The organism is Collinsella sp. AM42-18AC, from assembly GCF_003467965.1.
Lineage (GTDB): Bacteria > Actinomycetota > Coriobacteriia > Coriobacteriales > Coriobacteriaceae > Collinsella.
The window spans coordinates 15,868-28,679 of record NZ_QSFY01000019.1 but is presented as its reverse complement, the minus strand read 5'-3'; the positions used below and the strand labels follow the sequence as shown (position 1 = coordinate 28,679).

At 56.7% G+C, this 12,812-nt stretch carries 12 protein-coding genes and 5 tRNA genes; 2 read left to right on the top strand and 15 right to left on the bottom strand.

Translation table 11 applies throughout. The features are described 5' to 3' along the window. Window positions 1-145: 145 nt before the first annotated feature. From rplA to DW913_RS09335, 11 genes are all read right to left on the bottom strand, one after another. Window positions 146-853, bottom strand: a complete 708-nt coding sequence (gene rplA, locus DW913_RS09385) for a 50S ribosomal protein L1 (protein ID WP_089572518.1) — start codon at window positions 851-853, stop codon at window positions 146-148. A 117-nt stretch (window positions 854-970) separates the two neighbouring features. Further along, window positions 971-1,399 (bottom strand): 50S ribosomal protein L11, encoded by a 429-nt coding sequence (gene rplK / locus DW913_RS09380; RefSeq protein ID WP_022093893.1) that lies wholly within the window; start codon window positions 1,397-1,399, stop codon window positions 971-973. 120 nt (window positions 1,400-1,519) lie between these two features. After that, window positions 1,520-2,056 (bottom strand): transcription termination/antitermination protein NusG, encoded by a 537-nt coding sequence (nusG, locus tag DW913_RS09375; protein WP_006234984.1) that lies wholly within the window; start codon window positions 2,054-2,056, stop codon window positions 1,520-1,522. A 3-nt stretch (window positions 2,057-2,059) separates the two neighbouring features. Next, entirely contained in the window at window positions 2,060-2,398 is a 339-nt protein-coding gene (secE, locus tag DW913_RS09370; RefSeq protein ID WP_117786131.1) for a preprotein translocase subunit SecE, read from the bottom strand. Between the two features lie 76 nt (window positions 2,399-2,474). Then, window positions 2,475-2,550, bottom strand: a tRNA-Trp gene (locus DW913_RS09365). 13 nt (window positions 2,551-2,563) lie between these two features. Then, window positions 2,564-2,713 carry a 50S ribosomal protein L33 gene (rpmG, locus tag DW913_RS09360; protein ID WP_102372646.1) on the bottom strand — a complete coding sequence of 50 codons (150 nt, stop codon included), beginning with the start codon at window positions 2,711-2,713 and terminating at the stop codon, window positions 2,564-2,566. 279 nt (window positions 2,714-2,992) lie between these two features. After that, entirely contained in the window at window positions 2,993-4,183 is a 1,191-nt protein-coding gene (gene tuf, locus DW913_RS09355; RefSeq protein ID WP_089572520.1) for an elongation factor Tu, read from the bottom strand. Between the two features lie 96 nt (window positions 4,184-4,279). Further along, window positions 4,280-4,356, bottom strand: a tRNA-Met gene (locus DW913_RS09350). A gap of 3 nt (window positions 4,357-4,359) precedes the next feature. Further along, window positions 4,360-4,435 (bottom strand) — tRNA-Thr (locus DW913_RS09345). Window positions 4,436-4,445: 10 nt separating this feature from the next. Then, a tRNA-Tyr gene (locus tag DW913_RS09340) sits at window positions 4,446-4,527 on the bottom strand. 430 nt (window positions 4,528-4,957) lie between these two features. Further along, window positions 4,958-5,791, bottom strand: coding sequence for a MurR/RpiR family transcriptional regulator (locus tag DW913_RS09335; protein WP_158550121.1), 834 nt, complete (start codon window positions 5,789-5,791; stop codon window positions 4,958-4,960). 151 nt (window positions 5,792-5,942) lie between these two features. Between DW913_RS09335 and DW913_RS09330 the strand changes: the two genes are divergently transcribed. Both DW913_RS09330 and DW913_RS09325 read left to right on the top strand, forming a co-directional pair. Next, window positions 5,943-7,361 carry a glycoside hydrolase family 1 protein gene (locus tag DW913_RS09330; RefSeq protein ID WP_117646059.1) on the top strand — a complete coding sequence of 473 codons (1,419 nt, stop codon included), beginning with the start codon at window positions 5,943-5,945 and terminating at the stop codon, window positions 7,359-7,361. 9 nt (window positions 7,362-7,370) lie between these two features. Beyond that, window positions 7,371-8,771: a PTS transporter subunit EIIC gene (locus DW913_RS09325; protein ID WP_117646058.1), complete on the top strand. Its 1,401-nt coding sequence runs from the start codon at window positions 7,371-7,373 to the stop codon at window positions 8,769-8,771. Between the two features lie 533 nt (window positions 8,772-9,304). Here DW913_RS09325 and DW913_RS09320 read toward each other — a convergent pair. The 4 genes from DW913_RS09320 to cysS form a co-directional block, all read right to left on the bottom strand. Further along, a tRNA-Thr gene (locus DW913_RS09320) sits at window positions 9,305-9,379 on the bottom strand. Between the two features lie 197 nt (window positions 9,380-9,576). Further along, window positions 9,577-10,254 (bottom strand): NYN domain-containing protein, encoded by a 678-nt coding sequence (locus DW913_RS09315; protein ID WP_006234978.1) that lies wholly within the window; start codon window positions 10,252-10,254, stop codon window positions 9,577-9,579. A 3-nt stretch (window positions 10,255-10,257) separates the two neighbouring features. Beyond that, window positions 10,258-11,178 (bottom strand): 23S rRNA (guanosine(2251)-2'-O)-methyltransferase RlmB, encoded by a 921-nt coding sequence (rlmB, locus tag DW913_RS09310; RefSeq protein ID WP_117798313.1) that lies wholly within the window; start codon window positions 11,176-11,178, stop codon window positions 10,258-10,260. A gap of 167 nt (window positions 11,179-11,345) precedes the next feature. Then, a complete protein-coding gene (cysS, locus tag DW913_RS09305) occupies window positions 11,346-12,812 on the bottom strand; it encodes a cysteine--tRNA ligase (RefSeq protein ID WP_117798312.1) in 1,467 nt (488 codons plus the stop codon).

Genomic DNA, 12,812 nt, shown 5'->3' with positions numbered 1-12,812 from the left:
ATTTCCCGATGTCCAAGAAATGGGAGGCAGTTCACTGTCCCCTTCGTGGTGGTTTCGTTGACTCAAAAGCAAGAGACCCGGTCCTGCACGAGGCAGAACCGGGTCTCTTTAGCAATGCTTGCTTTGCTCAGGCAGTAACTGTTAGTTACTCAGCCAGGAAGTCGCGCTGGATAGCGGGATCGACCTTGACGCCAGGGCCCATGGTGGAAGACACGGAGATGGACTTGACGTACTTGCCCTTAGCAGAAGAGGGCTTGACGCGCAGGATCTCGGTGTACAGGGCAGCGTAGTTCTCGACGAGCTGCTGCTCAGAGAAGGACTTCTTGCCCAGGGGCACGTGGCAGATGCCGTAGCGGTCGGCGCGGTACTCAACGCGGCCAGCCTTGAGCTCGGAGACCATCTTGGCGACGTCCATGGTCACGGTGCCGAGCTTGGGGTTCGGCATGAGGCCACGGGGACCAAGGATCTTACCGATGCGGCCAACCTTGGCCATCATGTTCGGCGTAGCGATAGCGGCGTCGAAGTTGATCTCGCCCTTCTGAATCTGGGCGACAAGCTCGTCGGAACCGATGATGTCGGCGCCGGCAGCCTCAGCCTCGCGGGCCTTCTCGCCCTCGGCGAAGACGGCAACACGAACGGTCTTGCCGGTGCCGTGGGGCAGGGAGATGGAACCACGGATGTTCTGGTCAGCCTTACGAGTATCGATGCCCAGACGGAAGTGGGCCTCGACGGTCTCGTCGAACTTGGCGGTGTCGAGCTCCTTAATGAGCTTGGCAGCCTGAAGGGGGGTGTAGAGCGTGGCGCGATCGATCTTCTCGGCAGCGGCGTTATAGCTCTTACCATGCTTAGCCATGTGCATTACCTCCTGTGGTTAAACGGGCGTGAGCCCTCCCACATCGTATCGTGTGCCCTATTGCACACATTTAACGGGCGCCCAGGTCGGAGCACCCGTCGTTACCATAAGAAATCGCTACTCAGCGATGGTGACGCCCATGGAACGGGCGGTACCGGCGATGATCTTCTTGGCGGCGTCAATGTCGTTGGCATTGAGGTCCGGCATCTTGATCTCGGCGATCTTGGTGAGCTGCTCCTGGGAGAGCTGACCAACCTTGTCGGCCTGGGGCTTAGCGGAACCAGACTTGAGGTTCAGCTCCTTCTTGATGAGGTGAGCCGCCGGCGGGGTCTTGGTGATGAAGGAGAAGGACTTGTCCTCGTAGACAGAGATCTCAACGGGGATGATGTCACCCTTCTTGTCCTGCGTCTCGGCGTTAAAGGCCTGGCAGAACTGCATGATGTTCACGCCAGCAGCGCCCAGGGCGGGGCCGACGGGAGGAGCGGGGTTAGCTGCACCAGCAGGAATCTGGAGCTTAATGACGTTGGCAACCTTCTTCTCAGCCATGGTCATTCCTTTCGAATCACGAGTGTGAAGTACTTGCTATATCGTAAGCACGCACGTGTTAGAAGCACTCCTGAGATGAGCAGTCACAGAAGAAGCACGCTCGCGCGAACGGACAAAAACTTAAGCGATGACAGCGACCTGGTTAAAGTCGAGCTCGACCGGCGTCTCGCGGCCAAAGATCATCAGCGTGACCTTGAGCTTGCCAGCCTCGGTGTTAACCTCGGAGACCTTGCCATCAAAGTCGGTAAGCGGGCCATCGGTGACGCGGACGGACGTGCCGACCTGAATATCAACCGAGGTGCGCTTGGGCGAATCGCCCTTACCGGGACGACGAGTCATCTTATTGTACTCGTCACGGGAAAGCGGAGCGGGCTTGCCGTTGCCGCCCAGGAAACCGGTGACGCCAGGCGTGTTACGAACGCACGTCCAAGCGTCGTCATCCATTTCCATGCGAACCAGGACATAACCCGGGAAGATCTTAGAATCCTTGGTCTCACGCTTGCCACCCTCTTTAATCTCGGTGACGCGCTCCATAGGAATCTCGATATCAAAGATACGGTCCTGCATGCCCATAGTCTCGATGCGATGCTCGAGATCGGACTTAACGCGGTTCTCGTATCCAGAGTAAGTGTGAACGACGTACCAACGCTTAGACATGGTTTAGCCCCTCAATCCAGAGAACAGAGCAAGAGCCTCGCCAAAGCCAGCATCGAGCAGAGCGATGACGACGCCGACGACGATCAGAGAAGCGCAAACGACGACCGAGTAGTTCACGAGCTCCTTCTTATCGGGCCACGTGACACGCTTCATCTCGGACTTCACCGAAGCGAAATACTTCCTGGTGCGGGCGAAGAAACCAGGCTTCTCGTTCTTCTTGGACTTCGCAGCCTTCTCGTTCTTCTTGGCAACGGCCTTCTTGGCCTCAACCTTGGAGTTGGCGGCAGCGTTGTTGGCAGGTGCCGGCTGCTGAGCCTTCTTCTTGTTCTTCTTGTTGGCCATTTGGGTTACCTCCGCGCAATGCGCTTATACATGAGTAAACCGTAAGCCCCCAATTGGGAGCTTACGGAATAATGACTGGCACGCCAGGAAGGACTCGAACCCTCAACACTCGGTTTTGGAGACCGATGCTCTACCAATTGAACTACTGGCGTATGTGACTAGAGACTAGCGAGTCTCTTTGTGCAGCGTATGGTGACGGCACCAGGGGCAATACTTCTTGATCTCCATACGATCAGGCATGTTCGCCTTGTTCTTAGTGGTCGTATAGTTGCGGCGCTTGCACTCAGTGCACGCAAGAGTAACTAGAGTACGCATGTATCCTGAACCTTTCATATCCGCCCCGTACGGGCACGAGATGGTACTTTATCAGCTCTATGTAAGTGCTGTCAATGAAAACCTCGAATCAATTGGTTCTCGGTGGATCCATTCATATTTGGAACACATCAATGGGGCCAGCGAGATCTAATCGACGGTGTACCCAGAACCATTATCGATCCTCTCGACACCAGCAACGGCTCAATATCCATTGCAGAAAAGAACCCGGCACCCAAATAAGTGCCGGGTTCTCTAAGTCAGCTATATCAAAGAGCTAATTTACTCAATGATCGTGGAGACGATGCCCGAACCGACGGTGTGGCCACCCTCGCGGATAGCGAAGCGCAGGCCCTCCTCCATGGCGATCGGGTGGATGAGGTCGCCCTCGATGGTGATGTGGTCACCAGGCATAGCCATCTCGGTGCCCTCGGGGAGCTTGACCGTACCGGTAACGTCGGTGGTACGGAAGTAGAACTGAGGACGATAACCATCGAAGAACGGGGTGTGACGGCCGCCCTCCTCCTTGGTCAGAACGTAGATCTCGCCGGTGAACTTGGTGTGCGGGGTAACCGAACCGGGCTTGCAGAGAACCTGGCCGCGCTCGATGTCCTCACGCTTGATGCCACGGAGTAGCAGACCGACGTTGTCGCCAGCCTCACAGAAGTCCATGGACTTACGGAACATCTCGATACCGGTAACAACGGTGTTCTGGGTATCCTTGATGCCGACGATCTCGACGGGCTCGTTGAGCTTGAGCTCACCGCGCTCGACACGGCCGGTAGCAACGGTACCACGGCCGGAGATGGTCATAACGTCCTCAACGGCCATCAGGAACGGGAGGTCGTTGTTACGAGCAGGCGTCGGGATGTACTCGTCGACAGCGTTCATGAGCTCGCGAATGGCGTCCATCCACTTGGCGTCGCCCTCGAGAGCGCCCAGAGCGGAACCACGGATGACGGGGATGTCGTCGCCGGGGAAATCGTACTCGGAGAGGAGCTCACGGGTCTCCATCTCGACGAGGTCGATGAGCTCGTCATCGTCGACCATGTCGCACTTGTTCAGGAAGACGACGATGTAGGGAACGCCGACCTGACGGGCGAGCAGGATGTGCTCGCGGGTCTGAGCCATGGGGCCGTCGGTAGCGGCGATGACCAGGATAGCGCCGTCCATCTGAGCAGCACCGGAGATCATGTTCTTGACGTAGTCAGCGTGGCCCGGGCAGTCAACGTGAGCGTAGTGACGGGAAGCGGTCTCGTACTCGACGTGGGAGACGGAGATCGTAATGCCGCGCTCGCGCTCCTCGGGAGCCTTGTCGATGTTCTCGAACGCAGTGAAGTCAGCCTTGCAGCCCTCGGTCTCGGAGAGAACCTTGGTGATGGCAGCGGTCAGCGTGGTCTTGCCGTGGTCGACGTGACCAATGGTGCCGATGTTAACATGCGGCTTAGTGCGCTCAAACTTCTCTTTGGCCATAAAGCCCTCCTCTAAACAGGTCGTCCCCGGACGGGACTTTGCCTTTATACCATAGTGGCCTCTCAACATACTATTGAGAAGCCACCGTGTTACCTATGGTAGCGGTGACTGGATTCGAACCAGTGACGCCACGGGTATGAACCGTGTGCTCTAACCAACTGAGCTACACCGCCGGATGGAGCCTGCAACCAGACTTGAACTGGTGACCTCTTCGTTACCAACGAAGTGCTCTACCGACTGAGCTATACAGGCACTTGACGGGTGGGAGCTATAGGATTCGAACCTATGTAGGCAGAGCCAACGGGTTTACAGCCCGTCCCCATTAACCACTCGGGCAAACTCCCAATCGTTCAAGTATCCGCAGGTCCTTTGGTCTTTTGGACCGCCGCCCCCGCGAACGAAAAAGATAATACGATGCAACCTTGGGGGCTGTCAACGAAAACCTCTAGATACACGGTTCCGGGCGTATCTATATAGCCGTGACCTGCGGTTTTGTTGAGTTTGGATGTGAAGGACGGTGGTTTTGGATACAGCGGTGACATTTCCCGAGGGAACACTTTGGCACGGTGGAGTGAGCCTGCAGAACATCCCTTCGATAACAACTCATTTGTACCTATATATAGGTTGAGATCGGGCTTCCTTGGCAAATTCGAGCGTGGATATTCTCCCGTTTGAAATCGAGCGTGGACAATCTCCCACTTTTGGCGTGCCACTGGGCCCAAAGTGGAAGATTATCCACGCTCATTCTCCAGGCGGGAGAACTATAGAGCCGAACTACTCGGGCCAGGCCAAAGTAGACCCATAGAGCGGCTCCCCCTTGGTGCAGGGGTAGCGACTCAAGTAACACGACGATAGCAAGTCGAAGAAATAAGTCATGGCATATTTCGAATAAACGCCGAGTCGGTCAATTCCGTTTCCCGCATTACCAAGACGATATACACGGTCAAAAGACCTCGATTTGTCATCGTTGCTAAACGCAGTAATTAGAATCTTCCTGCCCGAACGGCAATCAAGATACTCACGTGCCTGTGACGCAAATAGCCCGGAGACCGATACGAGAATTATCAATGACTGCGAAACGTCTCCCATGTTTTTCAATTCCGCGACGTTAGCCCCAGCAACTATGCGAACTATCTTGCCCGCATAAAACATTTCCTGCTGAAATCGTACGAGATTGGCGCTCACATTATTGGTGCACCAGATTTCAACGTTTTTATGGCCATCAATTTCGTCGGCAAGGTGCTTAATAGCGATATCGGACACGCCGCTTTCAACCTCAGCGAACATCTCGATCATGCGAACGTCGAGCTCTGCCCTGTACTCCTCGTAGCCAAATTCCTCCTCTCGATGGCTTAAGTCGCTTGGAAAGACTGATTGAGTAAATGATTCTTTCAAATCGCTAAGAGACTGGTAGCCCAATCGATTGCAGAAACGACGAACAGCGGAACGGGTCACGAATGCATCGCGGGTTATTGCGGCAACATTGATTTCGCTCGAACGCCTAATGTGAGCGATGAGATATCGAGCGATGGCGGCATCGTTTGACCCAAACTCGCTGTTGATGATTGAGCTAATGCGATTGAGCACATCGAAGTCATTGATATTCACGTGATCCCTCTTTCCGCTCTCCTCGAAATCATGGTTCATTTATTGAATCAAACAGCTTTGGTCGTTCTCCTATGATTCAAATCAGTTGACGTCATCTTAATCGTAATTCCGCCACACGTATCCACCGTGTTGAATGATGGAAAGGGGATTCATGGACAACGTGAACAACATGCCGTTTCTCTGGGGTTCCGCCACGGCGTCTTATCAGTGCGAGGGTGCCTGGAACGAAGACGGCAAAGGCCTTGGCGAGTGGGATTTCTTTAGCCACACAAGCAATAAGAACATCAACCATGTTGACGGTGATGTATCTTGCGACTTCTACCATCGCTATGAAGAAGATATCCGCATGATGAAAGAAGGCGGACAAAACACTTATCGCTTCTCTCTTTCATGGAGTCGAATCATCCCCACGGGTATCGGCGAAGTGAATGAAGAGGGTATCGATTTTTATAATCGGGTCATTGATTGTTGCCTCGAAAATGGCATAGAGCCCAACGTTACGCTGTTCCATTACGATCTACCATTCACGCTTGCTTGCAAAGGCGGATGGCTGAACAACGACATGGCAGAGTGGTTCTGCAAATACGCCAAGATTTGCTTTGAGCGCTTTGGAGACCGCGTCAAAATCTGGGCTACCGTTAACGAGCCGCATTTCTACAGCTACTGCGTAAACATGTTGGGCAACTATCCCCCCAATCGATCGCTCGACGTTCAGTCGTACATGCAGTTTCAGTACAACCTGATGCGCGCGAGCGCACTCGCAGTCCGAACATATCGTCAAATGGGCTACGACGGCATCATCGGCGCCGTCCACGATGGCGGCGTTGTCGAACTCGACCCGGCAACCGAGCACCCTGATGACGTATTTCGATACGCAGACTTTTTCGCCAATCGCATGATTCTGGCACCAGCGCTTCAGGGTCAACTGCCGCCAGAAATGGACGAAATCCTTGAAAAACTTGGCGTCTCGCTCTATCGATCCCCAAATGACGTAGAAGAATTCAGAGACGGTAAAGTCGATTTTATTGGACTCAACGTGTATTGCCGAGAGTATGTAACCGACTGGCACGGTGGAGAGCTTGCCGTTTCGGCGAACAATAAGGGCGGTTCGAGCAAAAAGGTCGAAGGAAAATGCATTGCGCCCTTGTTTGAAAGCGCCCGCGACAGCAATGTTCCCCGCAATAAATGGGGCCGCGAAATACTCCCAGGTTGCATGTATTCAACCATCATGGATGTCCACGAGCGCTATGACGCGCCCCGCATCTTTATTACGGAAAACGGACATGGCGCCTATGAGCAACCAGACGCAGACGGAATGATCCACGATGATGACCGCATCGAGCTTCTGGGCCAGTTCATCGAGCACATGATGAGGGCTAAGCGCGACGGCGCGCGCGTTGAGGGCTACTACCTCTGGTCGACGATGGATCTGTATAGCTGGATCAACGGCTACGAAAAACGATACGGACTTGTCCATATCGACTTCGAGAACAATCTGGAGCGCACCCCCAAAAAGAGCTGGTATTGGTACCGAGACCTTATCTCGAAGTATCAGGAGCAGGAAGGTTAGGAGAAAGAGATGAAATATCAGGCAATGTCCGAAACAGTCCTAAAGGCTGTTGGCGGCAAAGAGAACATTACATCGGTAACTCATTGTGCGACGCGTCTTCGCATCGACGCACGAGACACCTCGATCATCGATCTCCAGCTCGCCAAATCGGCCGATCAGGCGCTCGGGGCAGTAGTCAGCGGTGGCCAGCTTCAGGTGATCATCGGCCCCAACGTCACCGAGGCTTACAACGACTTCCTCGACTTCGCGGGAATCGAAGTCGGCGGTGGCACGGTTGCCGACGATGCCCAAACCGCCAAAGACCTTGCAGAAGGCATTAAAAGCGGTAACACCGCCATGGGCTTGATTGAGAAATTCGGGAACGTCTCTGCACAGGTATTCATGCCCATCGTCCCGGCGCTCATCGTTGGCGGACTCATTCTTTCGATCAAGAATCTCCTGGTCAATTATTGCGGATTGAGCACCGATAGCGGAACCGCCCAGGTCCTGTTGGCGATCTTTAGCGCTTCGTTTAGCTTCTTACCCGTTTATCTTGGTTATCAGCTCGCGGCCGTCATGAAGATGCAGCCCATCATGGGCGCATTGCTGGGCGCGATCATGATCAGCTCGTCCATTAGCGGTGCCGAGGGTCTCGACTTTCTTGGTATTCCCATCCCGACGAACGACTATTCGAGTACGGTAGTGCCCATCGTACTGGGCGTTGTATTCATGTACTTTGTCGACCGCGGCCTTCAGAAGATCATTCCCGACGTTACCAAACTGTTCTTGAAGCCGCTGCTCACCATGATCATCGTCGTGCCCGTCGAGCTTATTATCCTTGGCCCCGCCGGCAGCATGATGGGCTACGCGCTGAGCGATGCCGTCACGTGGCTTATGGACAACGTGGCATTTATCGCTACTCCGATCCTGGCAGCCCTTAACCCCTATTTCGTCATGCTCGGTCTCGATAAGGCTTACATCGCAATCGAAGTTACGAGCCTGGCGCAGCTCGGTTGGGCACCCATTATCTTTGGATTCATCTCGAACCTCTGCATTGGCGGCACGAGCCTCGCCCTGGCAACTGCCATGAAGGGAAACAAAGAGAAGAGGGGTATGGTCACCACGGTTGCCGTCACCGCACTCTGTGGCGTAACCGAGCCCGCGTTCTACGGTTGCCTCATCGAGCGTCCCCGCCTGCTTGTCGGCACGGCAATCGGCGCGCTCTGCGCTGGACTCCCTGCAGGCATCTTTGTTCTGAAAGAGTATGTTGCGGGAGCATGCCCCGGCCTTCTTTCGGCACTCATCTTTATCGCTCCCGATGGGTCCATGGGTAACTTCGTGCTGGCATGCGTTGTCGCCATCATCGCCATCGTCGTCTCCTTCATCGCTGCACGCGTGATCATCAAGAAGAACCCCAGCTATATTGAGTAGATGCCCGCTGTTTGCATTGGGGACATCCTCGGCAGACCATTAGCAAGAACCCAAGAAGTTCCTTAGGAGCTCGATTAATCCATTCGGATTCCTGAGGCACAAACGACCCCGATTCCACAATGAAATCGGGGTCGTTGTTTCTAAAGCCGCCGATAGACAATCGGTGTTTACCTTAGCTCCCTATCCAAGTTAATTATCCACGCTCGTTCTCCGGTCGGGAGATTTTCTTCGCTCGCGTATCCAGAAATCCACGCTCGAGCAGGACATCCAGATCCGCGCCCGCCCTTGTCTCGATCTGTAACAGCAAGAGGCCTATTCCGCTTCTACATGTTACAGATCAAGATATTCCTAAAACACCCTAAGTTTCATCTCAATCTGTAACAGTTAGATGCCGAATATCGGTCTTGGTGTTACAGATTTAGACAAACTGGAAGACGAGACAAACCAAAAACGGGATGGGCGCTAACCCGATGGCGCACCACCTAAATAGAAACGGGCTCTGTCCCATATAGAGACAGAGCCCGAAACTCTCATGGAGCCAGTGACAGGAATCGAACCCGCAACCCACTGATTACAAATCAGTTGCGCTACCGTTGCGCCACACTGGCACACTTGGCGCTTTCGCGCGAAGCCAGTTAAGAATAAAGGAATTGCGGACGAGGCGCAACAGACCCTTCGACCGACCACATCTCAAAACTATTCGCCAGAACGAATAATTTTATCTGTTCGCCAAAACCAAAAACTATTCGTTTTGGCGACGGCAACGGACCGGCCAATTGGGAAACGGGTCTCTATGGATAATCCCCTACCTCCCGCGAAGGGCCTTGAGCTTGGCCAGGGCATCGGGGCTCAGGCGGCTGCCCAGGGTCATCTTGATCTGCGGGGCTTCCTCGGCCTCGTGCACGTCGTTGTCGATCTGTTTGATCTCGTCCACCAGCATGCGGCTCGAGATGCGCGTAACGCCCTTACCCATGACGACGGCCTGGATCGTGCCGTCGCTCGACACCACGGAGCACGCGCGGCCTTCCTCGCGCGCCTCGATGCAGAGCTTCTGCACCACGGTGTCGGCCGACACGCCCGTCGGCGAAAACTCGATGCGCACGCCGCGGGCGGGCAGGTTGGGGCGCTCGCTGGAGATATTGCCCGCGCCGTCAAACACGATTACGGCCTCGTAGCGGCCCTGGGCAAACGCGGCAACATCGTTGATGAGTGCCGTGCGCGCCATATCGTGAACGTCGCTGGAATACGGATCATCGGAATGGTCGTAGACGAGCTTTTCGTAGCGCGGCGTGCAGTGGATCACGTTGTAGCCGTCGACCACCAGCAGCTCGGGCTTATTGGAGTGCACCGTCGAGACCGGGTCGGCGATGGCCTGCGCAAACGCATTGCCGCCCACGCCATAGGTCGCGGCCGAAACAATCGGCTTGGCCGAGCCTTCGCCAAAGCGCTTGGCCTTGGACTTGGCGCGGTTCTTCTTGGACATGCGCTACTCCTCCCCCATGAGCTCGCCGGCATTGCGGCGCAGCCACTCAAAGCACAGCGCGGTGGTCGCCTGGGCCACGTTGAGACTCTCGGTCATGCCGCGCTGGGGAAGCTTGGTCAAAAAGTCACATTTCTCGAGCACCAGACGCGAGATGCCGTCGCCCTCGGAGCCCATGACGAGCGCCACGCGGCCCTCGAAGGGAGCATCCCAGCAGCTGCCCTCGGCATGCTCGGAAGCGCCACCCACCCAAAAGCCGGCGGCCTTGAGGACATCGAGCGCACGGGCGATATTGGGCACCTGCGCGATAGGCAGATGCATGACGGCGCCGGCGGAGGTCTTGTAGCTGCCCACGGTCACGCCGGCGGCACGCTTGTTGGCGATGATGACGCCCGCTGCGCCCACAACCTCGGCAGAGCGCACGATGGCGCCAAAGTTACCGTCGTCGGTCACATGGTCGAGCACCACGACAAGCGCCGGGCCCTCGCCTGCGCGGTCGAGGATGTCGGCGACATCGGCGTAAGGGAAGTTGCCCACCTCGAGCGCAATGCCCTGGTGAGCGCCATGGCTCGACAGCGCATCGAGCTGCGCGCGCGGCACATACTTAATGCGGGCACCCGCGGCGTTGAGGTCATCGACCAGGCGCGACAAGGCGGCATCGCGCTCCCCGCCCTCGGCGATGAGCGCGCACTTGATGGGAAAACCAGTGCGCAGCGCCTCGGCGGCAGCACGACGACCTTCGATAAACTCGCCCTTGGGGACCTGAATGTTGTCGCGGTTGCGATCTCGCTGCGAACGCGCAGCCTGGGCTTGGGAGCGCTCGCGCTGGTCCTTGGAAGCGGCAGCGCGGTCATTGCGGCGAATCGGGCGCGAGCCAGAAGCAGCCTGTTTGCCACCACGAGGCGCACACTTGCGATTGTCGGCCATAAAGCGACCTCCTAAATACAACTATCAAACGAAACAAATAGACCGACCGCCCGAGGTGCGGCAGATTGCCTTGAAAGAGAAGGGCATAGACCTTGAGGTCATGCCCGACGATTGAAAGGCAAGGTGCCGTGGCTCGGGCGGTCGGGTGCTTGGAAAACCCGCAGGGATTAGAGAGTCTTAATACGAGTGCCGGCGGCCGTATCTTCAATCGTCAGACCCAAGTCCTTGAGCTGGTCGCGGATGGCGTCTGCCAGATCCCAGTTCTTGGCGGCACGGGCATCGGCGCGAGCCTCGAGAATCTTGGCAGCGGCCTCATCCACGTCGTCACCAATGTAGGCAACCAAACCGGCGGCAACGCCCAGCAGGCCAAGCGGCAGCTCGACTTTGGGCTCGGGAAGCTCAACGCCAAACGTATCGAGCAGCTCGACCAGCGTATCGGCGGCGGCAAGCGCGGCGGCCTTGTCGGCAGCGTCGCCCGCCTGCTCCAGGTACTGGTTGCACTCGGTCACAAAGCCAAAGACGGCACCCATGGCACCGGCGGTGTTAAAGTCGTCGTCCATGCACTCCTTAAAGGTGGCACGGGTCTCGGCGGCCTTGGCGGCAAACGCCTCGGATGCTGCCTCATCGGCCTCGGCCGTCGCATGGTTCGCGGCCCAGCGCAGGTTCTCGACCGTACCGGCGATACGCGTGAGCGAGTTCTCGGCACCCTCCAGGCGCTCCCACGAAAAGTCGAGCGGCGAGCGATAGCTCGTCTGCAGCATCAGCAGGCGCAGGGCCGCGGCAGAGTGCTGCTCGAGGACCTCGGCCAGCGTAAAGAAGTTGCCGAGCGACTTGGACATTTTCTCGCCGTCTACCAGCAGCATGCCCGTGTGCATCCAGGTGTTGGAGAAGCCCTGGTGCCAGGCGCAGGTGGCCTGGGCGCACTCGTTCTCGTGATGCGGGAAGGCAAGGTCGGAGCCGCCGCCGTGGATGTCGATCGGGGTGCCCAGGTAGCGATGCACCATGGCGGCGCACTCGGTGTGCCAACCGGGACGGCCCTCGCCCCAGGGGCTCGGCCAGCTGGGCTCGCCGGGCTTAGCGGCCTTCCACAGGGCAAAGTCGAGCGGGTCGTTCTTGTCCTCGTTCTCCTCGATGCGCGCGCCAACCATAAGGTCGTCGATGTTGCGGCCCGAGACCTGACCATAGTTGGAATCGCTGCGCACGGCAAAGTACACGTCGCCGTTATCGGCGGCGTAGGCGTGGCCCTGCTCGATGAGCGTCTTGATCATGGCGATCATGGGGCCGATCTCTTTGGTGGCGCGGGGGCGCACATCGGGATCGAGCACGTTGGCGGCACGCATGACGCCGATGAACTTGTCGGAGAACTCCGTCGCGACCTCGGCAGCCGTACGGCCCTGCTCGTTGGCGCGCTTGATGATCTTGTCGTCGACATCGGTGAGGTTCTGGGCGAACGTGACCTCGTAGCCGCTCGCGATGAGCCAACGACGAATCACGTCAAAGCTGATGAACGTGCGGGCATTGCCGATGTGGATGTTGTCGTAGACCGTGGGGCCGCACACGTACATGCGGACCTTGCCGGACTCGATGGGCTGGAACTCTTCCTTTTTATGGGTAGCGCTGTTGTAGATACGCAT